Origin of the sequence: Butyrivibrio sp. MC2021 (genome assembly GCF_000621605.1) — a bacterium.
GTDB lineage: Bacteria > Bacillota > Clostridia > Lachnospirales > Lachnospiraceae > Butyrivibrio.
This window is the reverse complement of sequence record NZ_JHXX01000004.1, coordinates 215,757-240,818: the sequence shown is the minus strand read 5'-3', so window position 1 is coordinate 240,818 and position 25,062 is coordinate 215,757. Positions and strand designations below refer to the sequence as shown.

At 48.1% G+C, this 25,062-nt stretch carries 26 protein-coding genes and 1 tRNA gene; 25 read left to right on the top strand and 2 right to left on the bottom strand.

What is annotated here, in order from left to right; genetic code table 11:
* Window positions 1-41: 41 nt before the first annotated feature.
* From dnaJ to thiI, 5 genes are all read left to right on the top strand, one after another.
* Window positions 42-1,229: a molecular chaperone DnaJ gene (gene dnaJ / locus T359_RS0110545; protein ID WP_026517456.1), complete on the top strand. Its 1,188-nt coding sequence runs from the start codon at window positions 42-44 to the stop codon at window positions 1,227-1,229.
* A gap of 113 nt (window positions 1,230-1,342) precedes the next feature.
* Window positions 1,343-2,380, top strand: a complete 1,038-nt coding sequence (gene prmA / locus T359_RS0110540; protein ID WP_026517455.1) for a 50S ribosomal protein L11 methyltransferase — start codon at window positions 1,343-1,345, stop codon at window positions 2,378-2,380.
* Complete coding sequence (locus tag T359_RS0110535) at window positions 2,380-3,132, top strand: RsmE family RNA methyltransferase (RefSeq protein ID WP_026517454.1); 753 nt, start codon at window positions 2,380-2,382, stop codon at window positions 3,130-3,132. The genes prmA and T359_RS0110535 overlap by 1 nt, the downstream gene beginning before the upstream one ends.
* 43 nt (window positions 3,133-3,175) lie before the next feature.
* Window positions 3,176-4,333: a cysteine desulfurase family protein gene (locus T359_RS0110530; RefSeq protein ID WP_026517453.1), complete on the top strand. Its 1,158-nt coding sequence runs from the start codon at window positions 3,176-3,178 to the stop codon at window positions 4,331-4,333.
* 38 nt (window positions 4,334-4,371) lie between these two features.
* Window positions 4,372-5,568 (top strand): tRNA uracil 4-sulfurtransferase ThiI, encoded by a 1,197-nt coding sequence (thiI, locus tag T359_RS0110525; protein ID WP_026517452.1) that lies wholly within the window; start codon window positions 4,372-4,374, stop codon window positions 5,566-5,568.
* Window positions 5,569-5,639: 71 nt separating this feature from the next.
* On the opposite strand, the gene T359_RS0110520 is transcribed toward thiI, so the two are convergent.
* Window positions 5,640-5,870, bottom strand: a complete 231-nt coding sequence (locus tag T359_RS0110520; protein ID WP_013282005.1) for an HPr family phosphocarrier protein — start codon at window positions 5,868-5,870, stop codon at window positions 5,640-5,642.
* A 90-nt stretch (window positions 5,871-5,960) separates the two neighbouring features.
* On the opposite strand from T359_RS0110520, the gene mtaB reads away from it, so the two are divergent.
* The 12 genes from mtaB to T359_RS0110460 all read left to right on the top strand — a co-directional run bounded on the left by mtaB (window position 5,961) and on the right by T359_RS0110460 (window position 16,679).
* A complete protein-coding gene (gene mtaB, locus T359_RS0110515) occupies window positions 5,961-7,322 on the top strand; it encodes a tRNA (N(6)-L-threonylcarbamoyladenosine(37)-C(2))-methylthiotransferase MtaB (protein WP_026517451.1) in 1,362 nt (453 codons plus the stop codon).
* 88 nt (window positions 7,323-7,410) lie between these two features.
* The gene (locus T359_RS0110510) at window positions 7,411-7,689 is read left to right on the top strand and encodes an IreB family regulatory phosphoprotein (RefSeq protein ID WP_026517450.1); all 279 of its coding nucleotides are present in this window, start codon (window positions 7,411-7,413) and stop codon (window positions 7,687-7,689) included.
* A gap of 4 nt (window positions 7,690-7,693) precedes the next feature.
* Window positions 7,694-8,119 carry a Holliday junction resolvase RuvX gene (gene ruvX / locus T359_RS0110505; RefSeq protein WP_026517449.1) on the top strand — a complete coding sequence of 142 codons (426 nt, stop codon included), beginning with the start codon at window positions 7,694-7,696 and terminating at the stop codon, window positions 8,117-8,119.
* 2 nt (window positions 8,120-8,121) lie between these two features.
* Entirely contained in the window at window positions 8,122-8,385 is a 264-nt protein-coding gene (locus T359_RS0110500; protein WP_026517448.1) for a DUF1292 domain-containing protein, read from the top strand.
* Between the two features lie 26 nt (window positions 8,386-8,411).
* Complete coding sequence (locus T359_RS0110495) at window positions 8,412-10,124, top strand: ribonuclease J (protein ID WP_051545248.1); 1,713 nt, start codon at window positions 8,412-8,414, stop codon at window positions 10,122-10,124.
* Window positions 10,125-10,167: 43 nt separating this feature from the next.
* Entirely contained in the window at window positions 10,168-10,602 is a 435-nt protein-coding gene (locus tag T359_RS20025; RefSeq protein ID WP_051545245.1) for a hypothetical protein, read from the top strand.
* Complete coding sequence (locus T359_RS0110485; RefSeq protein ID WP_026517446.1) at window positions 10,595-11,236, top strand: O-methyltransferase; 642 nt, start codon at window positions 10,595-10,597, stop codon at window positions 11,234-11,236. The genes T359_RS20025 and T359_RS0110485 overlap by 8 nt, the downstream gene beginning before the upstream one ends.
* Before the next feature lie 13 nt (window positions 11,237-11,249).
* A complete protein-coding gene (locus T359_RS0110480) occupies window positions 11,250-12,479 on the top strand; it encodes a peptidase U32 family protein (protein WP_026517445.1) in 1,230 nt (409 codons plus the stop codon).
* A gap of 55 nt (window positions 12,480-12,534) precedes the next feature.
* Entirely contained in the window at window positions 12,535-14,646 is a 2,112-nt protein-coding gene (locus T359_RS0110475; protein WP_026517444.1) for a glutamine synthetase III family protein, read from the top strand.
* A 153-nt stretch (window positions 14,647-14,799) separates the two neighbouring features.
* A tRNA-Gln gene (locus tag T359_RS0110470) sits at window positions 14,800-14,872 on the top strand.
* 139 nt (window positions 14,873-15,011) lie between these two features.
* A complete protein-coding gene (locus tag T359_RS0110465; RefSeq protein ID WP_026517443.1) occupies window positions 15,012-15,740 on the top strand; it encodes an acyl-[acyl-carrier-protein] thioesterase in 729 nt (242 codons plus the stop codon).
* A gap of 105 nt (window positions 15,741-15,845) precedes the next feature.
* The gene (locus T359_RS0110460) at window positions 15,846-16,679 is read left to right on the top strand and encodes a CvfB family protein (RefSeq protein ID WP_026517442.1); all 834 of its coding nucleotides are present in this window, start codon (window positions 15,846-15,848) and stop codon (window positions 16,677-16,679) included.
* Window positions 16,680-16,733: 54 nt separating this feature from the next.
* On the opposite strand, the gene T359_RS0110455 is transcribed toward T359_RS0110460, so the two are convergent.
* Window positions 16,734-16,922, bottom strand: a complete 189-nt coding sequence (locus tag T359_RS0110455; protein WP_026517441.1) for a YjfB family protein — start codon at window positions 16,920-16,922, stop codon at window positions 16,734-16,736.
* Window positions 16,923-17,184: 262 nt separating this feature from the next.
* Between T359_RS0110455 and T359_RS0110450 the strand changes: the two genes are divergently transcribed.
* The 8 genes from T359_RS0110450 (at window position 17,185) to T359_RS0110415 (ending at window position 25,040) form a co-directional block, all read left to right on the top strand.
* The gene (locus tag T359_RS0110450) at window positions 17,185-18,267 is read left to right on the top strand and encodes a PucR family transcriptional regulator (protein WP_026517440.1); all 1,083 of its coding nucleotides are present in this window, start codon (window positions 17,185-17,187) and stop codon (window positions 18,265-18,267) included.
* Between the two features lie 109 nt (window positions 18,268-18,376).
* Entirely contained in the window at window positions 18,377-19,117 is a 741-nt protein-coding gene (gene ftsE / locus T359_RS0110445) for a cell division ATP-binding protein FtsE (protein WP_051545242.1), read from the top strand.
* Entirely contained in the window at window positions 19,107-20,003 is an 897-nt protein-coding gene (gene ftsX, locus T359_RS0110440) for a permease-like cell division protein FtsX (RefSeq protein ID WP_026517438.1), read from the top strand. Before ftsE ends, ftsX begins: the two co-directional genes overlap by 11 nt.
* Window positions 20,000-21,220, top strand: a complete 1,221-nt coding sequence (locus T359_RS0110435) for a murein hydrolase activator EnvC family protein (protein WP_026517437.1) — start codon at window positions 20,000-20,002, stop codon at window positions 21,218-21,220. The genes ftsX and T359_RS0110435 overlap by 4 nt, the downstream gene beginning before the upstream one ends.
* Window positions 21,221-21,462: 242 nt before the next feature.
* Window positions 21,463-22,866 carry a S41 family peptidase gene (locus T359_RS20020; RefSeq protein ID WP_242839079.1) on the top strand — a complete coding sequence of 468 codons (1,404 nt, stop codon included), beginning with the start codon at window positions 21,463-21,465 and terminating at the stop codon, window positions 22,864-22,866.
* A gap of 137 nt (window positions 22,867-23,003) precedes the next feature.
* Window positions 23,004-23,786 carry a PP2C family protein-serine/threonine phosphatase gene (locus T359_RS0110425; protein ID WP_026517436.1) on the top strand — a complete coding sequence of 261 codons (783 nt, stop codon included), beginning with the start codon at window positions 23,004-23,006 and terminating at the stop codon, window positions 23,784-23,786.
* Between the two features lie 31 nt (window positions 23,787-23,817).
* Complete coding sequence (locus T359_RS20015) at window positions 23,818-24,801, top strand: serine/threonine protein kinase (RefSeq protein ID WP_051545240.1); 984 nt, start codon at window positions 23,818-23,820, stop codon at window positions 24,799-24,801.
* Window positions 24,801-25,040, top strand: coding sequence for a hypothetical protein (locus tag T359_RS0110415; RefSeq protein ID WP_026517435.1), 240 nt, complete (start codon window positions 24,801-24,803; stop codon window positions 25,038-25,040). The genes T359_RS20015 and T359_RS0110415 overlap by 1 nt, the downstream gene beginning before the upstream one ends.
* Window positions 25,041-25,062 lie beyond the last annotated feature (22 nt).

Here is a 25,062-nt window from a genome sequence, read left to right as displayed (position 1 = left end):
GTGTAAGGCAGTAAGCCTTTTCATATATAGATAGGAGTAATATGGCTGAACAGAAGCGTGATTATTACGAGGTCCTGGGCGTTAGCAAGAGCGCGTCAGAGGATGAGATTAAAAAAGCATACAGAGTCCTGGCCAAGAAGTATCATCCGGATATGAATCCCGGAGACCAGTCTGCAGCTGACAAATTCAAGGAGGCTTCAGAGGCTTACGCCGTACTTTCAGATCCTGAGAAGAAGCGTCAGTATGACCAGTTCGGACATGCAGCCTTTGAGGGTGGCGGAGCCGGCGGATTCGGTGGCTTCGACTTTAACGGCGCAGACTTTGGAGATATCTTTGGTGATATTTTCGGTGATTTCTTCGGTGGCGGCAGATCCCGCGGCGGCGCCAGAAGCGGCCCCTCCAAGGGAGCCAATCTTCGTGCCAGTGTCAGGATAACCTTCCTTGAGGCCGTATTTGGCTGTGAGAAGGAGCTGGAACTTACCATTAAGGATCCATGTCCTACCTGTCACGGAACAGGAGCCAAGCCCGGAACCCAGGCCCAGACCTGCTCCAAGTGCGGTGGTAAGGGACAGATCGTTTATACACAGCAGTCCTTCTTCGGAACTGTGAGAAACGTTCAGACCTGTCCTGATTGCGGCGGAACCGGTAAGGTTATCAAGGATAAGTGTACAGACTGTCACGGAACAGGCTATATAGCCAGCAGGAAGAAGATCAAGGTTTCCATTCCTGCCGGAATCGACAACGGCCAGAGCGTAAGGATCAGAGATAAGGGTGAGCCCGGTGTTAACGGCGGACCAAGAGGAGACCTTCTTGTGGAGGTTATCGTTTCCGATCATCCTATTTTCCAGAGAGAGGGCTACGACATCTACTCTGTAGTTCCCATGTCCTTTGCTATTGCAACCCTCGGCGGAACAGTTATCATCGACACTGTAGACGGCAAGGTTGCCTATGACGTTAAGCCCGGAACCCAGACCGACACCAGAGTAAGACTTCGCAGCAAGGGCGTTCCTTCCCTTCGTGATAAGGAAGTAAGGGGTGACCACTACGTAACACTGGTAGTTCAGGTTCCTGAGAAGATCTCCAAGGAAGCCAAGGAACTTCTTAAGCAGTTTGATGAAAAGACCGGCGATTCTCTTACAGCTGCAGATCGCATCTTAGGAAGCGATGACAAGGGTCCTTCAGACGGATCCGGCGGCGGCAAAAAGAAGAAGGGCTTTTTCAGTAAATAATTAACGAAAATTTGTTTTGGAAAAAATGAATTAATATGTTATACTTCCGTAGTCAGAACTAGCTTCTGGCTACGGTTTTTGTTGTTCATAGCACTGAGAGAGGAAATGAGACTATGAAATGGATGCGTTTCAGAGTAAGAACCAATGAAGAATCAGAGGATATAATTATCAGCTACCTGGAGGATATAGGCCTCGAGGGAGCTCAGATTGAAGATAATGCGCCCCTGACAGCCCAGGACAAGGAGCAGATGTTCATTGATGCTCCCGAGCTTGAGCCCGATGAGATGGATAACGGCATCGAGAGCGGCGTTGCATACCTTAACTTTTTCCTTGAAATAGATGATGAAAATATGCTTACCGTAGAAGTTCCCGATGAAAACGGTGAGTACGTTAAGACCAGAAAGAGCCCTGAGGAGATGAAGACGGAGATCCGTCTGAAACTGGATGAGCTCAAGGAGTTCTCCGATATAGGCGACGGAACCATCTCCGTTGACGTTACAGAGGACATCGACTGGATCAACAACTGGAAACAGTATTTCCATAAGTTCTATATAGATGACATTCTTGTTATTCCTTCCTGGGAGAAGGAGAATCAGGAGGATATGGACAGAGCCTCCATGGTACTTCATATCGATCCCGGAACAGCCTTTGGAACAGGTATGCACGAGACCACACAGCTCTGCATCAGAATGCTCAAGAAGTATGTAACACCCGAGACTGAGCTTCTCGATGTCGGAACCGGCAGCGGCGTTCTTTCCATTCTGGCCCTTATGTTCGGCGCCAAGCACGCTGTGGGCACAGACCTTGATAAATGTGCGGTTCCCGCAGTTGCTGAGAATATGGAGAACAACGGCATTTCTGCCGACAAGTTCGACATGATGATCGGAAATATCATCGATGATAAGTCCGTTCAGGACAAGGTAGGCTATGACAAATACGACATCGTTGTTGCCAACATCCTTGCCAATGTCCTGGTGCCCCTGACCCCTGTGATCCTGGCTCGGCTCAAGACCGGCGGTATCTACATCACCTCCGGAATCATCAACACCAAGGAAGAAGAGGTTAAGAAGGCACATCTTGATGCGGGTCTTGAGATCCTTGAGATCCACCATCAGGGAGACTGGGTATCCATCACTTCGAGGAAAAACTGATGTATCATTTCTTTGTGGAAAACAGTCAGCTCACACCGGACTACAAGAAGGTAGAGATCACAGGAGCTGATTACAATCATATAGCCAATGTCCTTCGCATGAAGATAGGAGAGCAGTTCTCCGTCAGCATCAGGGACGACGCCGAGGGAAAAGAGTTCTTTTACGAGATAGAATCCATAGATGAAATCAGCGTTATCGGAAACCTCTGCTTTGTAGAAGAAGTGGGGAACGAGCTGCCCTCTAAGATCTATCTTTTCCAGGGACTTCCCAAGGTGGACAAGATGGAGCTCATCATTCAGAAGGCTGTGGAGCTGGGGGCTTATCAGATTATCCCCATGTCCACCAAGCGCTGCGTGGTAAAGCTGGATGAAAAGAAGGCGGAGAGCAAAATAAAGCGCTGGCAGGCCATATCCGAGGCCGCAGCCAAGCAGAGTAAGAGGGCCATCATACCGGAAGTGACCATGCCCATGACCATGAAGCAGGCCGTGGAGTTCTGTAAGGATATGGACATCAAGCTCATTCCCTACGAGAACGCGGAGCACATGGATGAGACCAAAAAGCTCATCGAAGGCATTAAGCCCGGAGAGAGCATCGCAGTATTCATCGGTCCCGAGGGAGGCTTCTCTGAGCAGGAGATCGACCTTTGCATGGAAAACGGCATTAAGCCCATCACCCTTGGTAAGAGGATCCTCAGAACCGAAACAGCGGGATTTACAATTATTTCCTGGCTGATGTATCATCTTGAGGGATGACATTCATCACAGGTAACTTTTAACAGATAGAAAGATTAGTACAATGGAAGCATATTTAGACAATTCAGCCACCACAAGAGTTTTTGATGAAGTCGCAGCTCTTGTGGTTAAAGTCATGACAGAAGAATACGGAAACCCCTCCAGCGTTCATCACATGGGCCTGGTGGCATCAGACAGAGTAAGGGAAGCCAGAGAAACCATCGCAAGTACTCTTAAGTGCGACCCTCAGGAGATAGTTTTCACCTCCGGCGGAACAGAGTCCGACAACACAGCCATTATAGGTGTAGCCAGAGCCAATAAGTGGCGTGGCAAGCATATCATCACCACCTGCATCGAGCATCCGGCGGTATATGAGACCTGCGGCTTTTTGGAAAAAGAGGGCTTTGAAATCACATACCTTCCCGTTAATGAAGAAGGGGTGATCAGCCTTGAGGATCTGAAAAATGCCCTGCGTCCCGATACCATCCTGGTTTCCATGATGTTTGTAAACAATGAGATCGGCTCAGTTCAGCCCATCGAAGAGGCGGGAGCCATCATCAAGGCCTTTAATCCCGATATCTACTTCCACGTGGATGCGGTCCAGGCCTACGGCAAGCTCCTCATCAGACCCAGGAAGATGAACATCGATCTTCTTGCTGTATCAAGCCACAAGATCCACGGCCCCAAGGGCATCGGATTTTTATATATCAAAAAAGGTACCAAGATTGTGGCCATCAACTACGGCGGAGGCCAGCAGAAGGGTATGAGATCCGGCACGGAGAATGTTCCCGGAATCGCAGGAATGGCCCTGGCTGCCCGGATTTGTGATCAGCACCTCAAGGAGGACAAGGAGAAGCTCTATGAGCTCAAGGAGTACCTTGTAAAATCCCTGGAGGAGAGAGTAAACGACATCAAGATCAACGGCCCTGCGGTAAGAGAGGGAGCCCCCCATATTGTCAGCGTATCCATCAGAGGCCTGGCAGCTGAGACCGTTCTTAACATGCTCAGCAGCAAGGGCGTGTATGTCTCAGCCGGAAGCGCCTGCGCCTCCAATAACCCGCACATTTCAGGCACTCTCAAGTCCATCGGCCTTGAAAAAGACTTGCTTGAATCCACGATTCGTATTAGTATGTCATTCATGACCACCAGGGAGGAGATAGACCTTCTCCTGGATACCCTGTGTTCCCAGGTGGAGGCCATGAGGAAATTTTACAGACACTGATGATCCATTGACCAATGTTTAGATAAGAGGATTAGAATATGCAGTACCATGCTTTTATTATCAAGTACGCCGAGATCGGCCTTAAGGGCAAAAACAGATACCTTTTCGAGGATGCCCTTGTTAAGCAGCTTAAGAGAGTTCTTGCCAAGTGCGACGGAGACTTTTTCATCTCCAAGGTTGCGGGACGAGTATATATCGAGGCGGAGGACTTCGACTTCGATGAGACCGTTGAGGCTATCCAGACCGTATTCGGCGTAACAGGAATCTGCCCTGCGGTGACCATTAAGAGAGATAATGAGAACCACCTTCCTGATCTGGATGGAACAGCCCGGGCGGTTATCGATTTCATAGCGGGAGTATATCCCGACAAAAACAAGACCTTCAAGGTGAAATGCCGCCGTGTGGACAAGAGCTATCCTCTTGATTCCATGGAGATGGCAGCAGCTCTGGGCGGAAAGATCCTGGATGCTTACCCTGAGATGAAGGTTGACGTTCACGATCCCGAGATCCTTATCAACGTAGAGATCAGGGAAAAACTCAACATCTTTTCCGAGGTTATTCCCGGACCCGGCGGAATGCCCATCGGAACTGCCGGAAAGGCAATGCTTCTTTTGTCAGGAGGAATCGACTCTCCCGTTGCCGGTTATATGATCGCCAAGAGAGGTGTTGATATCGAGGCTGTTTATTTCAACGCTCCCCCTTACACCAGTGAGAAGGCCAAGCAGAAGGTTGTGGACCTGGCCAAGGTCATCTCCAAGTACACAGGAAGCGTCAAGCTCCACGTTATCAACTTTACAGATATTCAGATGTACATCTATGAGACCTGCCCCCACGACGAGCTCACCATCATCATGAGAAGATACATGATGAGGATCGCAGATATTCTTGCCAACAAGTCAGGCTGCATGGGCCTTGTAACCGGAGAGAGCATCGGACAGGTGGCATCCCAGACCATGCCTTCACTTATGTGCACCGGCGAGGTTGTTCAGGACATGCCTGTTTACAGACCTCTTATCGCTTTCGACAAGCAGGACATCGTTGATATTTCGTTAAAGATAGATGCCTACGAGACTTCAATCCTTCCTTACGAGGACTGCTGCACAATCTTTGTGGCAAAGCACCCTGTGACCAAGCCAAGGGCTGATGTTATCAGAAGACATGAGGAGCTTCTTGCGGAGAAGATCGATGAGCTGGTTCAGACAGCTATTGATACAGACGAGATAATAGAACTTTAAGACAAAATAAAAGACCACCGGCCTAGGCCGATGGTCTATAATATCTTTTTAAAATGGATCTAATCCAAGGATTAGATCATGTAAGGCTTCAAAATTTCGAGAACCTCATCTGCGCCGTCTTCTGCATGGATGTTCAGATCGATAGGCTTGGAAAGATCGAGTGAGAAAATTCCCATGATAGACTTTGCGTCGATAACGTATCTTCCGGAAACGAGATCGAAATCATAATCAAACTTCGTAATATCGTTTACAAAAGATTTAACCTTATCAATAGAATTTAAAGAAATTTTTACGGTCTTCATTGCGCAAATACCTCCTTCTTTTCTTTATAATAAAACGGCTTAAGTACAAAAGTCAATGACAAAATTGACCGATTGGGAAAGAAATACCATATGTTTAATAACGTTAATAATCAGAAAATTGCATTACACAACCTGGGGTGTAAGGTAAATGGCTATGAAATGGATGTTATGTCACAACGCTTGAAAGAAGCGGGGGCAGTTATCGTGCCTTTTTCGGAAAAGGCTGACATCTATATCATCAACACCTGTACCGTTACCAATATCGCCGACAGGAAATCAAGACAGATGCTCCACAAAGCCAAAAAGGAAAATCCCGAGGCTGTGGTTGTGGCTGTGGGCTGCTACGTTGAGACCGGAATTGACGGTGTCAAAAAGGACGACAGCATTGACCTTGCCGTTGGTAATAACAAGAAGGGCGAGATCGTAGATATCCTGAATGAGTTCCTGGCCGCAAGAAATGCAGATGTCACAGATAAGACCCTTGGAGGAGCCTCCATCATTGATATCAATCACACCAATGAGTACGAGAGTATGTTCCTTTCAGAGCTTCCCGAGCACACCAGGGCTTACATCAAGATCCAGGACGGCTGCAACCAGTTTTGCTCCTACTGCGTAATCCCCTATGCCAGAGGAAGAGTCCGCAGCAGGCAGGAACAGGAGATCCTGGCGGAGATCAAGGGCCTTGTTCAGAAGGGCTGCAAGGAGGTCGTTCTTACAGGAATCCATGTGGGCTCCTATGGACTTGATTTCGATACAAAAGAGCCACAGCTCATAAGCCTTATTGAGCACATCAATGAGATCGCGGGTATCAGAAGAATAAGACTCAGTTCCATCGAACCCAGGATCATGACTGAGGAAAATGTGAAGAGACTTTCCATGGTGGACAAGCTCTGCCCTCATTTCCACCTGTCCCTCCAGAGCGGCTGTGACAGCGTTCTTAAGAGAATGAACCGCCACTATACCGCTGCCGAGTACAGACAGTCCGTGGATATCCTCAGGAAATATTTTGACAGACCCGCCATCACCACCGATGTTATCGTGGGCTTCCCCGGGGAGACCCCCGAGGAATTCGAAGAGTGCAGAAAGTTCTGCGAGGACATCTCTTTTTACGAGATGCATGTATTCAAATATTCCCCCAGAAAGGGCACCGTTGCCGCAGGCATGAAGGACCAGCTCACTGACAGACAAAAGAGCGAGCGAAGCGATGTTCTTTTACATATGACAGGAACCCAGTCCGAGAGCTACAGAAACAGTTTCATCGGAGAAAAGCTTGAGATCCTCTGGGAGGATGAAGAGGAGATCAAGGGCCGCAGATACATGACAGGACACAGCGACAGATATGTGAAAGTTGCGGTTCCTCTGGATTCACCTTTCGCAGCAGGGGCCGTCACCGGCGAGATCACCACAGTAGTGCCCACAGGCTTTCTAAATTCTGATACATTGCTTATTTAATTACCTTAGTGTAATATTAATATATATGCGCTTACGAACATAAGGTCATGGGACCTTACAAAATACAATTATGAAAGGTAGAGACAATATGGCAGAGCAGGATTTAGGAAACACCCAATTTTTCAAGGTTGAGGTTGAACCGGAGACCGGAGTAAAGAAGGTTCTTTCTGTTGTTTATGATGCCCTCATGGAGAAGGGATACAATCCGGTTAACCAGATTGTTGGATATATCATGTCCGGAGACCCCACCTATATCACAAGCCACAAGGGTGCCCGCAGCCTTATTATGAAGGTTGAACGTGACGAGCTCGTTGAGGAGATGCTTACCGAGTACATCAAGAACAACGATTGGGGTAAGAGAGACTGATTTAATGCGTATTATGGGACTTGACTACGGTTCCAGGACTGTGGGCGTCGCCATCAGTGACGAGCTTTTGCTGACAGCCCAGGCCAGGGAGATCATCCGTAGAAAAGAAGAGAACAAGCTGCGCAGGACACTTGCGCGTATTGAGGAACTGATCCTTGAGTACGGTGTGGAGAAGATTGTTTTGGGTCTCCCCCTGAATATGGATCAGTCTGATTCAGAGCGCTCAAAACTCAGCCTTGAGTTCAAGGACAAGATCGAGCGCAGAACAGGTATACCTGTTATCATGTGGGACGAGCGTCTCACCACTGTTGAGGCTGACGAGATAATGGATGAGGTTGGCATCAGGGGCAAGGACCGCAAGGAATATGTGGATATGATTGCAGCCCAGATCATACTTCAGGATTATCTTGATAACAGCAAGGAGAAATAATTTTGGAAAAGATTGTATTTAGTCCGGATGGAGAAGAGTCAGTAGAATTTTTTTGCCTGGAACAGACTATTATTGGGGCGAAAACATATCTTCTCGTAACAGATGAAGAAGATGGTGACGGAGAGGCGCTTATACTTCGCGACGACTCCGATATTAAAGATGAGGAAGCAGTATACGTTATCGTAGACGATGACCTGGAGCTGGAAGCTGTCGCAGGTGTATTTCGCAAGCTGCTTTCTGAGGACGGTATAGATTTAGATATCTAACGGGGAATAGGTTTATATCTGCTTCTATGCCCTCCGCCTATACAAATGGAGGAAAGAATTTGGCTAAAAAGAAAATTGAAAATGCATCCAAGCTGCAGATCATCCCATTGGGTGGTCTTGAGCAGATTGGAATGAACATCACTGCCTTCAGATATGAAGACAGTATTATTGTGGTGGACTGCGGTCTGTCATTCCCGGAGGATGAGATGCTGGGAATCGACCTGGTTATCCCGGACATCACATATCTTCAGGATAACATCGACAAGGTCAAGGGTTTCGTGATCACTCACGGCCACGAGGACCATATCGGTGCGCTTCCTTACGTTTTACATGAGCTCAACGTGCCTGTTTATGCTACCCGCCTTACCATGGGTATCATCGAGCACAAACTTGAGGAGCACAACCTTCTTAAGGCTACCAGGAGAAAGGTTGTTAAGTTCGGACAGTCCATCAATCTTGGACAGTTCCGCGTAGAATTTATCAGAACCAACCATTCCATCGTTGATGCCGCAGCTCTTGCTATCTATTCACCTGCAGGAACCGTGGTACACACCGGTGACTTTAAGGTTGACTATACCCCTGTTTACGGGGATCCCATCGATCTTCAGAGATTTGCTGAGATCGGTAAAAAGGGCGTTCTCGCCATCATGTGCGATTCTACCAACGCAGAGAGACCCGGCTTTACTCCTTCTGAGAAAACAGTAGGAAGAGCCCTCAACACTCTTTTTGATGAGCATGAGAATTCCCGTATCATAGTTGCTACCTTCGCATCCAACGTTGATCGTGTTCAGCAGATCATCAACACTGCCCACAAGTGCGGCAGAAAGGTTGTGGTGGAAGGACGCAGTATGGTCAGCATCATTGATATCGCCCAGAAACTTGAGTGTATCCAGATCCCTGAGAACACTCTTATCGATATCGATGAGCTGAAGAACTATCCCGATAACAAGACAGTTATCATTACCACAGGAAGCCAGGGTGAGTCCATGGCTGCCCTCAGCAGGATGGCTAACTCACAGCACCGCAAGATCACCATCGGTGCCGGAGACACAGTTATCTTTTCATCCCATCCCATTCCCGGTAATGAGAAGGCTGTTACCAATATCATCAACGAGCTTCAGATGAAGGGCGCGGACGTTATCTTCCAGGATGTACATGTTTCAGGACATGCCTGCCGCGAGGACATCAAGCTCATTTACACACTGGTTAAGCCCAAGTACTCCATCCCGGTTCACGGCGAGTACAGACACCTTATGGCCCAGAGAAGCATTGCCAAGGAGCTTGGAATTCCCAAGGAGAACATCTTTATCCTTCACTCCGGCGATGTTCTTGAGCTGGATGAAAACAGCGCCAAGGTCAAGGGCAAGGTTCCCGTGGGAGCCATCCTTGTTGACGGTCTCGGCGTAGGCGACGTAGGAAATATCGTACTTAGGGATAGACAGCACCTGGCTGCAGATGGTATTGTGATAGTTGTATTCGGCATCGATCAGGACAGCGGACAGCTTATTTCCGGCCCTACAATCGTATCCAGGGGCTTCGTATACGTAAGAGAGTCCGACAAGCTTATAGAGGATGCTACGGATCTTGTGCTTGATGAGGTCACAGAGGCTCTTGATAAGGGCATCACCGACTGGAGCAAGCTTAAGAGCATTGTTAAGGACGTTCTCAGCGATTACATCTGGAAAAAGACCAAGAGAAGACCTATGATAATGCCTATAATCATGGACACCAACTATTGATAGACTTTAGCTTCGCGGGTGTCCGGACTAGGGGAACAAAGAAATGAGCATTAAGAAAATCGGCCTCGGACTTCTTGATACCATTGTCAAAGTGGTATTTATAGTAGTCATTGCCATGATGATCATGAAATATGCCAAGGTCGGCTACGACTACGGCTATCATATTTTTAATCAGACAAGCGTATCTTCCGGCACCGGCAGAACAGTGACGGTGACCATCGGAAGAAGCGACGGAGCAACTGACATCGGCAAGAAGCTGGCGGATGTGGGACTTATCACCGACAGAAACCTCTTCTTTTTCCAGGAACTGTTATCAGAGTATCACGGCAAGGAGAAGGCCGGAACCTACGAGCTTAGTACCGCCATGACTCCCGAGGAGATGCTCAGGATAATGTCCGCAGCGGGAGAAGGTGAAGAGGGAGATGATGCCGATTCCGGTGATGGGGCCAAAGAGACAGAGGATTCAAACGGTGGTTGAACAGGATAGAATGAAAGCCTTCATCAATTCCCTGGACGCAGGAAATGCGCCCTATCTTGATGAGCTTGAGAGAATAGCGATTAAGGATGAGGTGCCTATTATCCGCAAGGATACACAGGCACTTCTTAAGTTTTTAATGGCACAGGCAAGACCCGTGAACATACTGGAGGTGGGATGTGCTGTCGGTTTCTCCGCACTTTTGATGGCGGAGTATTCGGGGGCTGACACCAAGATAACCACCATTGAGAAGTATGAAAAGAGGATCCCTGTAGCCAGAGCCAACTTTGATAAATACGACAAAAACAAGAAAATCACACTTCTGGAGGGGGATGCACTGGAGATCTTAAAGACTCTGCCTCAGGGGTATGATTTTATTTTTATGGACGCAGCCAAGGGCCAGTACATCAACTTTTTGCCGGACTGCCTGAGAATCCTCAATAAAGGAGGCCTTCTGGTGTCCGACAACGTGCTTCAGGACGGCGATGTCATCGAGTCAAGATTTGCGGTGACAAGAAGGGATAGGACCATCCACGCCAGGATGAGGGAGTACCTCTATGAGCTGAAGCACAATGACGCATTAAATACAGTGATACTTACGGTGGGAGACGGAATGACACTGTCCGTGAAACTGTAAAGGAGAGATTATTATGAAAAAACCTGAGTTACTTATACCTGCCAGCAGCCTTGAGGTGCTAAAAACAGCCGTTATCTTTGGCGCTGACGCAGTTTATATCGGCGGTGACGCCTTCGGACTTCGCGCCAAGGCCAAGAACTTCAGCCCTGAGGAGATGAAGGAAGGAATCGCTTTTGCCCATGAGCACGGAGTTAAGGTTCATGTGACCGTGAACATCCTTGCCCACAACTATGACCTGGACGGCGTTGAGAAGTACCTTCATGAGCTGAAGGAGCTTAAGCCCGACGCCCTCATCATCGCGGATCCCGGAATCTTCATGAAGGCCAGAAGGATCTGCCCTGAGATCGACATCCACGTATCAACCCAGGCCAATAACACCAATTATGAAACCTACAACTTCTGGCACCAGCTGGGCGCCAAGAGAGTTGTTGCCGCAAGAGAGCTCTCTCTCAACGAGATAAAAGAGATCACTTCAAAAATACCGGATGATCTTGAAATGGAGTGCTTCATCCACGGAGCTATGTGTATCTCCTACTCCGGAAGATGCCTTCTTTCCAACTACTTCACCGGAAGAGATGCCAACAAGGGAGCCTGCACCCATCCCTGCAGATGGAAGTACGCGGTTGTGGAGGAGCAGCGCCCCGGAGAGTATCTTCCCGTCTATGAGAATGACAGAGGAACCTACATCTTCAACTCCAAGGATCTGTGCATGATAGACCACATCCCCGAGCTTGTGGATGCCGGCGTTGACAGCTGCAAGATCGAGGGAAGAATGAAGACAGCCCTCTATGTTGCCACCGTTGCCAGAACCTACAGAAAAGCAATCGACGATTATTTTGAGTCCGAGGAGAAGTACAGAGAGAACATGTCCTGGTACAAGGACCAGATCTCCAGATGTACCTACCGTCAGTTCACCACAGGCTTTTACTTTGGCAAGCCCAGTGAAGAGACTCAGATTTATGATAACAACACCTATGTTAACGAATACATATACCTTGGTATCGTCGGAGAGATCGATAACAGAGGTTATGCAAAGATAGAGCAGAGAAACAAGTTCTGTGTCGGAGATCATATCGAGATCATGAAGCCCGACGGCACCGATGTGCAGGTTACCGTTAAGGCAATGTACAACGAAGAGGGTGAGAGTGTGGAGTCCTGCCCTCATTCTAAGCAGATTATCTATGTGGAGCTTTCAGAACCCGCTGAAAAATATGACATTTTACGAATTGAATCCAAAGAGTAAGTGTTGTACACTGTAACGGAAAATTTAAAATATCATTTGTACAAAGGGGTGCATAATGGGAGAGAGACTTAACGTAGAAGAGATCTTTGGTGAGAACGTCTTTACCATCGAGAAGATGAGAGAACGTCTTCCCAAGAATGTTTACAAAGAAGTTGTAAGCGTAATCGAGGGAGGCGGCGAGCTTTCCAAGGGAAGTGCCGACGTGGTGGCCAACGCCATGAAGAACTGGGCCGTTGAGCACGGTGCCACACACTACACACACTGGTTTCAGCCACTGACAGGAATCACTGCTGAGAAGCATGATGCCTTTATCGGAAGTCCCGACAAGGACGGAAAGATGATCACATCTTTTTCCGGAAAAGAGCTGATCAAGGGCGAGCCGGATGCGTCCTCCTTCCCATCAGGCGGACTTCGCGCTACCTTCGAGGCGAGAGGTTATACAACCTGGGATATCACTTCCCCGGCTTTCCTTAAGGAATCCGGCGCGGGAGTTACTCTTTGCATTCCCACTGCATTCTGTTCATATACAGGAGAAGCCCTGGATAAAAAGACACCGCTTCTTCGTTCAATGGAGGCTGTAAATAAGCAGGCTCTTCGTATCGTAAAACTTTTCGGAAATGATCGTGCTACCAAGGTCAACGTATCCGTAGGCCCTGAGCAGGAATATTTCCTTATCGACTGGGACAAGTCCATGAAGCGTGAGGACATCATCTTCACAGGAAGAACTCTTTTCGGAGCTATGCCTCCCAAGGGCCAGGAGATGGAGGATCACTACTTCGGAGTTATCCGTGAGAACGTGGGCGAGTTTATGAAGGATCTCAACAAGGAGCTTTGGAAGCTCGGAGTTCCCGACAAGACTCAGCACAACGAGGTTGCTCCCGGACAGCATGAGCTTGCACCCATCTATGAGACTGCCAATATCGCAGTAGACCACAATCAGATCATTATGGAGACCATGAAGCGCGTGGCTGAGCATCACAACATGAGATGCCTTCTTCACGAGAAGCCCTTTGCCGGCGTTAATGGCTCAGGTAAGCATGACAACTGGTCTCTTTGCACCGACGACGGAGTGAACCTCCTTGATCCCGGTGATACACCTAATAAGAATGTTCAGTTCCTTTTTGTACTGGCCTGCATCCTTAAGGCCGTTGACACCCACGCAGATCTCCTGAGGCAGAGCGCTGCCGATGTAGGTAACGACCACAGACTTGGAGCCGACGAGGCACCTCCGGCCATCATCTCTGTTTTCCTTGGAGAGCAGCTTGAGGACGTTGTAAGACAGCTCATCGAGACCGGTGAGGCCAGGTCCAGCAAGAAGGGCGGCAAGCTCAAGACCGGCGTATCAACCCTTCCTCAGTTCGAGAAGGACGCCACAGACAGAAACCGTACATCACCCTTTGCATTTACAGGAAACAAGTTCGAGTTCAGAATGGTTGGTTCTTCCGATTCCATGGCAAGTTCCAACACCACTCTTAATACCATCGTGGCAGAGGCTTTCTGCGAGGCTGCAGATATCCTTGAGAAGGCTGATGACTTCGATATGGCTGTACATGACCTTGTTAAGAAGTATCTCACCAAGCACCAGAGAATCATCTTCAACGGCGACGGATACTCCGATGATTGGAAAAAAGAGGCTGAGAGAAGAGGACTTCCCAATATCAAGTCCACCATCGAGGCTGCCGATACCCTTACCTCCAAGAAGGCTATTGAGCTTTTCGAGAGATTCGGTGTATTCACCAAGACAGAGCTTGAGTCAAGACAGGAGATTATCTTCGAGAACTATGCCAAGACCATCAATATCGAGGCTCTCACCATGATCGACATGGCTTCCAAGCAGATCATTCCTGCGGTTATGAAGTACGCAGGACGCCTTGCCAAGGATGTAAATGAGATCAAGGCTGCAGGCGTTGATGCATCTGTTGAGGTTCAGGAACTCAAAGAGATCCAGGACAACCTCACCAAGATGAAAAAAGCTCTGGACAAGCTGGGCGCAGAAGAAGCCAAGGCCGGAAAGATCGCAGATCAGAGAAAGAAGGCCTTCTACTACAAAGACCACGTTCGCCCTGTTATGGACGACCTCAGAGCCCCGGCCGATGCTCTTGAGATGCTGGTTGCCAAGACTGACTGGCCATTCCCTACATATGCAGATCTTTTATTTGAGGGATAAATTTTTTATAAAACTTTTTCGTGGGACAGCGGGGAGAAGCCTTGCTGTCCCACGGTTTTTGGAAACTAATAATTTGAATATAAAAAAATTGAAAATTTTTGAAAAAAGTACTTGCAATTAATGAAAGAGGTGCGTATAATACAATCTTGTCGGTGGGCTATCGCCAAGCGGTAAGGCAACGGACTCTGACTCCGTCATTACGTAGGTTCGAATCCTACTAGCCCAGCTCTTCAAGCGAGATTGGATTCTTTCAATCTCGCTTTTTTACTGCCCGGAGGTGTGGAGGGCGATGGAGTTCCGGCTCGAGGCTGCACCGTGAACCGCCAAGATACATCCGGGTAGCCAATACCCAGAAAGGCACAGCCATGTATTCATTCAATTCTCGTATCAGATACAGCGAAGTAGACAAAAACGGCCTCCTAACATTAGAGTCCCTCATCAATTACTTCCAGGATTGCTCAACCTTCCAGACTGAGGATGGGCCTGCTAACATGGCGTATCTCAAGGAGAGACATATTGCCTGGGTGCTTAATTGCTGGCAGATTGAGGTTGCGAGATTTCCAAAGCTTGGGGAAGAAGTGGTAATTGGCACTATTCCCTATGAGATCAAGGGCATGTTCGGCTTCAGAAACTTCTTCATGGATACCAAGGACGGCCAGCGCCTTGCAGTGGCCAACTCCATCTGGACACTTTTTGACTTTGAGAAAAAGATTCCTTCAAGAGTTACCAAGGAGATGATCGAGGCATATCCAACCGGAGAGAAGCTCCCCATGAACTACGCAGACCGCAAGATTGCAGTTCCTTCTGAGGGAGAGACAAGAACCTTTGAGGAGATAACCGTCAAGACTTACCATCTCGACACCAACGACCACGTCAACAACGGCCAGTACATCAGAATGGCCAAGGACTGCCTCCCGGATAAGAACATGGCCATCGCCTCCATGAGAGCCGAATACCGCATGCAGGCAAGGCTTGGGGATATAATCTGCCCTGTAATGGTCATCAGCGGGGACAAGGATGCACCGGTTTACACCATCAGTCTCAACAATGCAGAGGGCAAACCCTACTCCATAGTAGAGCTCAAATCTAATTGATCAAACTCGTTGAAAAAACAACGGGAAATCATTAAGATATAATTGAAAAAAGCAACAACTAACAGCATGTATGGGGACATGCTACCAACGAAAGGACGGAAGACAATGATTCTAATCGGAACAAAACAGACACTTACAGTAGTTAAGACAGTAGACTTCGGAGTTTACCTGGCAGAGCCCGGCAAGGAGGCAGACAGAGTTCTCCTTCCCAGAAAGCAGGTTCCTGCCGATGCAAAGGTTGGCTCAGAGATAGAAGTTTTTATTTACAAGGATTCTGACGACAGGCTTATCGCCACCACCACCCAGCCCAAGATCATGCTTGGTGATGTGAGAGTCCTCAGGGTCAAGGACACCGGCAAGATCGGTGCTTTCATGGACTGGGGCCTGGAAAAGGACGTACTTTTACCCTTCAGGGAGCAGACCAGAAAGGTCCACAAGGGAGATGATGTTCTCTGCGCTCTTTATACCGACAAGAGCAGCCGCCTCTGTGTCACCATGAACGTTTATCCTTATCTCAAAAATGAGAGCCCCTACGGCAAGGATGACAAGGTTATGGGCACCGTATACGAGATGAGCGATAACTTCGGCGCCTTCGTTGCCGTTGACGACATCTACTCAGCTCTTATCCCTAAGAAAGAGCTCTACGGCAATATCCAGATCGGTGACAGCATCCAGGCAAGAGTCGTTTCCGTAAAAGAGGACGGCCGTCTGAACCTCAGCCTTCGTGAAAAGGCTTACCTTCAGATGGACACCGACGCAGACAAGCTCATGGCCATGATGGACAAGCAGGGAGGCAAGATCCCTTTTACCGACAAGGCATCCCCGGAGCTTATCCGTGAAAAGACCGGCATGAGCAAAAATGAGTTCAAGAGAGCCGTAGGAAGACTTCTCAAGCAGGGACTCATACAAATCAAAGAAAACTCCATAGAGAAGAAATAACGCAAAATGAAGCCGCCAAAACTAAAATTTGGCGGCTTCATTCCGATTTTTTACTCAGATTCTGATGTCAATATTGTTTCCAAGGTTTGGATCAAGAGATGGTGCCGGAGCGGAATCGATGGTTTTCACCATTGCAGCCCCTGCACTTTCCATGTTGTCCAGGCTCTTTGAGAGCATGGCAACACCAAAGTCATTCAATATCTGATTCTGAGCAAGTGCCATTGATAAAGCAGGAATATCCATAAGCACCTCCTTGTACTCCGCATTGGGCGGGAACAGACTATTCCTTATCTAAATATATATCGACTTATTTTTATAAAACTTTATATCGGCAAATCAACCATGATACCAAAAAGTCCAGTTCGTTTTTGGTAGTTTTGACGAGGAAAAATGAAAAATAAACAAAAAAGGCCTTGATAAAGGTGGATTTTTTTGTGTATTTATATTAAAATAGCTATAGTTTTTAAAATTAGTAGTACTATGGCGACTACAGAAAGAGTGAAAGATGATTTCCAATCAGATTCTCCAGAATACCATTGATGGACTTAAGACCATTGCGCATGTGGACCTTTGCGTATTAGATCTTGACGGCAAGGAAGTTGCATGCACCTCAACAGATATGGGAAATGTTTCCGCAGTGGCCCGAGACTTTGTCTCATCACCTGCCGATTCCCAGGAAATTCAAGGATACCAGTATTTCAAGATCTATGATGAGCAGCAGCTTGAATATATACTCATCTGCACCGGCAGCGGTGAGAACACCTACATGCTGGGCAAGATGATCGCGTATCAGATCCAGAGCCTTTTAGTGGCTTACAAGGAGAGATTCGACAAGGACAACTTCATCAAGAACCTGCTTCTGGACAACCTGCTTTTGGTTGATATCTACAGCAGAGCCAAAAAGCTGCACATACAGACCGATGCCAAGCGTGTTGCCATGATAATCGAGTCCGAGAACGGACGGGACAACAACGCACTGGAGCTCACCAGAACCCATTTCGGCAACGGCAATGACTTCGTCACCGAGGTTGATGAGGACAACGTCATAGTGGTCAAGGACGTAAGCGACTTCGGCAAGTCCGGCGACATCAGCAAGGCCGCAGAGGAGATGCTGGCATTGCTTGAGAAGGAAGGACTTACGGGAGTGCGGATCGCCTACGGTACCGTAGTTGGCGAGATCAAGGAGGTCAGCCGCTCCTTCAAGGAGGCCAAGATGGCCCTTGATGTAGGCAAGATATTCTTCGATGAACGGAAGGTTATCTGCTACAGTGAGCTGGGCATAGGCAGACTTATCTACCAGTTGCCGATCCCTCTTTGCAAGATGTTTATCAAGGAAATTTTCGGGGGCAGAAACCCTGATGATTTCGACCAGGAGACTCTTACCACCATCGACAAGTTCTTTGAGAACAGCCTTAACGTTTCAGAGACTTCGAGACAGCTCTTCATCCACAGAAACACTCTTGTTTACAGACTGGACAAGCTTCAGAAGAGCACAGGCCTTGACCTGAGAGTGTTCGATGATGCCATCACCTTCAAGATCGCTCTGATGGTTGTCAGATACATGAAGTACATGGAGAGATTCACCTAAGAAATTGTCAGGCCGCGTATCATTATTAGATGTAGCGAAGCGGCGGAGGTTATGAAAGGAAATATTCTTGTGAGACACATGGCAGTGTTTATCACAACGGGGGAGATTTATGGAAAGAACGTATAGGAAAAGAAAGAATACCAGGCAGATACCCGAGGATGAGGTTATCACGCTTGAAAACGTGACCAAATCTTATTCTACGGGCGCCCCTGCCTTAAACGGAGTCACCCTTCATATCAAGAGGGGTGAATTTGTTTTTATAGTAGGCGACAGCGGATCAGGTAAATCCACACTGATCAAGCTCCTTCTTCGTGAGCTTGTGCCTACCGACGGAGAGATCACAGTTCTCGGCTACAATCTCAGGAGGATCAAACACAGGAAGATTCCCAAATTCAGAAGGAATCTCGGCATTGTGTTCCAGGACTTCCGTCTTCTCAAGGACAGAAATGTCTACGAAAACGTAGCTTTTGCCCAGAGGATCGTTCAGGTTCCGGGCAGTCAGATCAAGAGAAATGTCCCATCAATACTGGCAACGGTGAACCTTGCCGGCAAGTACAAAAATAAAATAAGTCAGTTATCCGGTGGTGAGCAGCAGAGAGTTGCCCTGGCAAGAGCTCTGGTTAATAAGCCTGCGATCCTTTTGGCAGACGAGCCCACAGGAAACCTTGACCCCAACAATTCCTGGGAAATCATGAAGCTCATGGAGCAGATAAACGAAAATGGCACTACAGTCATTGTGGTTACCCACAACAGAGAGATCGTTAATGCCATGAAAAAGAGAGTTATCACCATGAAGAAAGGCGTCATCATAGAGGACGAGGAAGAGGGTATGTACATCGATGAGGATTAGTAGCTTCTTTTACACCATAGGACAAGGTTTCAAGAATCTGGGAAGGAATAAATGGTACACACTGGCTTCTGTGGCCACCATCAGTGCCTGCCTTTTCCTTTTCGGAATGTTTTACGCAATCATTACCAATTTCCAGAACGTGGTCAAGACTGCTGAGGAGGGCGTATCCGTAACTGTCTTCTTCAACGAGGGAACCAGCGAGGACCAGATCCTTGCGGTTAAGAGCGACCTGGAAAAAAGATCTGAAGTAAGAGAGATTGAGTATGTATCCGCCGATGCAGCCTGGGAGGGCTTCAAGGAGGAATACCTTGGTGAGTACGCCGACGGCTTCACTGAGAACCCCCTGGCAGATTCAGCCAACCTTCAGATCTACCTGAACGACGTATCCATGCAGCAGGCCCTGGTTACCTACATCGAGTCCATCACCGTGGTCCGTGAGGTCAACCGTTCCGAGGTCACAGCCACAACCCTTAGCGGTGTCAACAAGCTGATCGCCTATGTTTCTGCAGGAATCATCCTTATTCTTTTGCTGGTTTCGATTTTCCTTATCAGCAACACCGTAACCATGGGTATTTCTGTGAGAAAAGATGAGATCAACATCATGAAGTATATCGGCGCCACTGACTTTTTTGTCAGAGCCCCCTTCGTGGTTGAGGGTATCCTTATCGGTATCATCGGATCCCTGATCCCTCTGGTGATCATTTATTTTGTATATATTCACGCCATAGAATACGTTATCTCCAGATTTACCATGCTGAGCACATTGCTGAACTTCCTGCCTGTTAACGGCATCTTTGCCAACCTTACACCGATCTCACTGATCATCGGTATCGGCATCGGATTTTTCGGAAGTTTCATTACTGTAAGAAAGCATCTGCATGTATGATGACACTTTTTAGAAGACACAAGAAAAGAATACTGCATCTTTTCATGGTTCTGGTGCTTCTTACGGCGGTGGTAGGCACGGGCTTTACCTCCCATGCAACGGTTACAGAGGAGAGTATCAAGCAGAAGGAGAATCAGATCTCCAATGCTAAAAAAGAGCGTGACAACCTTAAGAATGCAAAGACAGACCTTGAAAAGCTCAAGAAACAGCTTGAGACCAGCAAATCCAACCTCAATGCCTATATCAGGGAGATAGACAATTCCCTCACTGACATTCAGGCCAAGATAGACTCCCTTATTGAGCAGATCACCGAGAAAGAGGCTCAGATAGAGGAGACCACCAGGGAACTGCAGGAGGCGGAAGAGACTCAGCAGAACCAGTACGAGGCCATGAAGAAGCGTATCAAGTTCATGTATGAGAAGGGCAACACCATCTATGTGGAGCTTCTCATTGAGTCCGGCTCCTTTGCGGACATGCTGAACAAGGCTGAGTACATCGAGATGCTGTCCGAGTACGACAGAAACAAGCTCAACGAATATATTGCAACCACAGAGCTTATCCGTGTTACCAAGGAGGCTCTTGAGGAGGAAAAAGAGACTCTGGATACCATGAAGGCTTCCTGTGAAGAGGAGCAGGCCAATCTCGAGTCCCTTTTGAATGCAAAGAGTCAGGAGCTGAATTCGGTCAACGCCGATATCAGCAACAAGGAAGCAGCCATCGCTGAATACGAAGCCCAGATCAAGGCTGAGAACGCAGCCATCGCGGCCCTGGAAAGGGAAGTCGAGGCTGACAAGGCGGCTCTTTACAGCAGATATACCTATGACGGCGGCATGTTCACCTGGCCATGCCCCAAGTACACCAGAATTTCCGACAACTACGGAATGCGTATGCATCCCACCCTGGGAATTGAGAAGATGCATAACGGTATAGACCTGGCGGCTCCCTCGGGAAGTCCGATCCTGGCCGCATATCAGGGCACTGTTGTGGCAGCCTCCTACGAGGCATCCATGGGTAACTACATCATGATCAACCACGGCGCAGGCCTTTACACCATCTATATGCACTGCTCTGCCCTTTACGTTTCCAAAGGACAGGACGTCACTGCAGGCACCAAGATTGCCGCAGTCGGCACCACAGGACGCTCCACAGGTAACCACCTTCACTTCGGCGTCCGTTTAAATGGTGCCTATGTGAGTCCTTGGAACTATCTTAAGTGAGTGATACAGGGAAGCAAAGTCATAAAAAACTGTGCTTGCACAGAGTTTTTAATGACCTTGCGAACCTAACAGACATGAGGAAAAAAGACATACGACCTTCAGGGAGTATGGCGATTTCCGAATGGCTGTAGGATTGCGAGAGTACGAAGTACGGAGCAATCCGTGTATCACGGAGTATAATATCCTCATACAATCCGTGTATCACGGAGTAAACTCAAGCAACACAAGGAGAAAAGAAGAAATTGGATAGCAATAACGGTCTTAGCAACAATTACAACAAAGATAACCCACTTTTTATACAGCAACAGCAGCAGGGGCAGCAGATACCGCCCCAGCAGCCACAGATGCAGCCCCAGCAGTACCAGCAGTATCAGTACCAGCAGCCAGGCTACATTCCCCCTGTTACTCCCCCGGTTACACCCCCGCAGGATAACGGCGGCCGCAAGTTTGTAGGCGGTCTTTTGGTGGGATTTTTGTGCGCATGCATTGTGCTGGTGGGCACTTATGTTTTTCTGAACACCGCATCAAGCTTCAGGAAGCAGGCGACGGGCGCATCCCAGGGACAGCTCCTGGATGAGACCACCCTGAACAAGATCAACCTTCTTGAGAAGACCATCAATGACAACTATTACAAGACAGATGTTGATATAGAGGATGAAAAGAACGGACTTTACAAGGGACTTCTTGATTCTCTCGGAGATCCCTACTCCGTATACTACACCGAGGAAGAACTGGTGAAGCTCATGAGCGATACCCAGGGCGTTTACTACGGAATCGGTGCGTATGTGAGTCTTGACAATACCATCGGAATGCCGAGAATAGCAGGCGTTATCCCGGGAACCCCGGCAGAGAGCGCAGGTCTTGCCATCGATGACATCATCTATGAGGTAGACAAGAACTCCACTCAGGGCCTTACCCTGGAGGAGGTTGTCAAGATGATAAAGGGTGAGGAGGGCACTTTTGTCCACCTGACACTTATCAGAGGAACAAGCAGTGACAATCTTGAGATAGACGTAACAAGAGCCCAGATCGAGGTTCCCACCGTTAATACCAAGCTTCTGGATGACGGCATCGGATATCTTCAGATCACAGAGTTTGATGATGTAACCTACGACCAGTTCGTGGAGGGCATGGCAGAGCTCAGGGGTAACGATATCAAGGGACTTATCATCGACCTTAGAAGTAACCCCGGCGGAAACCTTTCAACGGTCTGCGACATTGCCCGTCAGCTCCTTCCCAAGGGACATATCGTTTACACCATGGACAGGGACGGATACAGAGAGAACTATGACTGCGACGGCAAGCATGAGATAGATATTCCCGTGGTGGTTCTGGTAAATAAGTATTCCGCCAGCGCTTCAGAGATCCTGGCAGGAGCCCTTAAGGATTACGAGAAGGCAACCCTCGTGGGAACAACAACTTACGGCAAGGGAATCGTTCAGAGGATCATCAACCTCAAGGACGGCACTGCTGTCAAGCTTACAGTCAGCAGCTACTACACACCAAACGGTGTTAATATCCACGGAATCGGTATTGATCCCGATGTGGAGATCGAGTATGATGCCGAGGCTGCAGCCGGTGAAGACAAGGTGGATAACCAGCTGGAGAAGGGCATCGAGGTCATGAAAAAACTTATTGACAACTGATAACTTATAGTTTAAAATTTGGGACTGTGTCAGGAAGACACAGTCCTATTTCATTTTATTCACAGCCCATTTCGGGCAGCAATTCCCACTTTGGAATTTGAATGTGTTTGAAGGATTTTGGAAGGAAGGATTTTTGTATGAACGTTAAGGCATGTATTTGTACGGATGCCGGTCCTTGCCGCAGAATCAATCAGGATGCTGCGCTTGTGAAGGTGGCAAATTCAAAAAATCTGGGAAGAATAGCCCTTATAGCCGTCTGCGACGGAATGGGGGGCCTGTCCAAGGGAGAGGTGGCCAGTTGTAAGGTTATCAGAGCCCTGGAGACCTGGTTCCACGAGGAACTGGTGCTGATGACAGGAATGAGTAGGGAAAAATTCTGGGAAACTGTAGAGATCTCCTGGAACAGGATGTTGGCCAGAGTAAACGGAGAGATAAGGAGATACGGAAAGCACAGAAGTATCAACCTTGGAACCACCTTTGCGGCCCTCCTTCAGGTAGGAAGGCAGTATATGTTCATGAACATAGGAGATTCCAGAATTTATTTCACCAAAGGACAGGAAGCGGTGCAGCTGACCAAGGATCAAAGTCTTGCCCAACGTCTGATTGATACGGGAGAAGTCACAGACCCGGAGGACATTGACGAGGATAAGAGAAGTGTTTTGTTACAGTGTGTAGGGACCCACTCCCTGCCAGAGCCTCAAGTTGGAAAGGGGGCTTTCGACACAAACACCACTGTTATCGCCTGCACCGACGGCCTTTGGAGAACCATCACAGGAAAAGAGCTCTATGCCAAGCTCTGTCCCCAGATGTGCCTCACGGACGAGGACATGATGGACCAGGGCAGGAAGCTCATAGATCTGGCCATGACCAGAGACGAGCAGGATAACATATCCATTGCGGCTATGTGCTTAGAGTTTTAATGATATAAAAAAAGTAGTAATGAGGAACGCCATGAACACTAAAGGGTACAAAACAATTAAGGTTCTTGGTGAGGGTGGGAACAGTATTGCATATCTTGCAAAGGATATGAAAAGTGGCCGAAGGGTCACAGTAAAACAGCTTAAGCAGACAGATTCCGGCAGCTTTGCTCTTGCCAAAAAGAGCATGCAAAACGAGGCGGATATATTGAGGAGCCTTGATCATCCCGGGATTCCAAAGCTTATAGAGGCCGGCGAGGACTACATAGTTCTTCAGCATTTCCCCGGCATCAGCGCAGAAAAGCGAATAATTAAAAAAGGTCTTTTTACCGAAAAAGAAGCCGTGGATACAGCTCTTTTTCTTATAGATATTCTTGGTTACCTCCATTCAGGTAAGGTCCCCGTGATCTACAGGGACTTAAAACCCTCCAATGTCATCATAGGCCCCAAGGGACAGATATCCCTTATAGATTTCGGCACCGCAAGAGTTTACAAGAAAAGTGAAAAGAGGGATACCACCAACCTCGGAACCATGGGCTATGCTGCCCCGGAGCAGTACGGTAACCTGGGGCAGACCGATACAAGAACAGATATCTACTGTCTTGGAATGACCATGCTGCAGCTTCTTTCCGGAGTGGATCCCAGGGACGAGGAGGCGGTGGCAGGATTCAAGAGCCATGGAGTAAAGGGCGTATCCCCGGAGCTTCTTCGCATCATAGATAAGTGCACAAGGCCCGACAGAGAGGATAGATTTGAAAACGTCACTGAGGTGGCCAAAGCCCTTGAAACCTATCCCACAAGAAAGAGACTAAGAACAATCGGCAGGATAATAAAAATGTCTGTGGCTTCAGCCGCAGCAGCCTTCGTTATAGCCTCCGCCACCATGATGGCAGGAGAAGTAAGGGAAGAGACCATTATTCAAATTGAGGAGAAGTTCCCTGCCTTCATGGAGAGAATGAACAACGTCAAAGCAAGAATAGACGGATTTATAACCGCAGAATTTGGAGAGAACGGATAATGATAATCTTTGTATATACATTTATTCTGGTGTTTTTCGCATCATTACTTATATTCGGCCTGGGTACATATCTCAATGACTGCAGGAAAGCCCCCGAGGAGCCCATCCTGGGCGAGGTGACCGCCGCTATGTGCACCACAAGGCTCCTGGGCAAGGAGGCCGCTTCCAACGACTTCACCGAGGAAGACTTCATCATTGAGCAGGACCTGGTCTACACCTACGACTCGGTGAACCTGTGAGAGAGGTTACCATTCACAATTT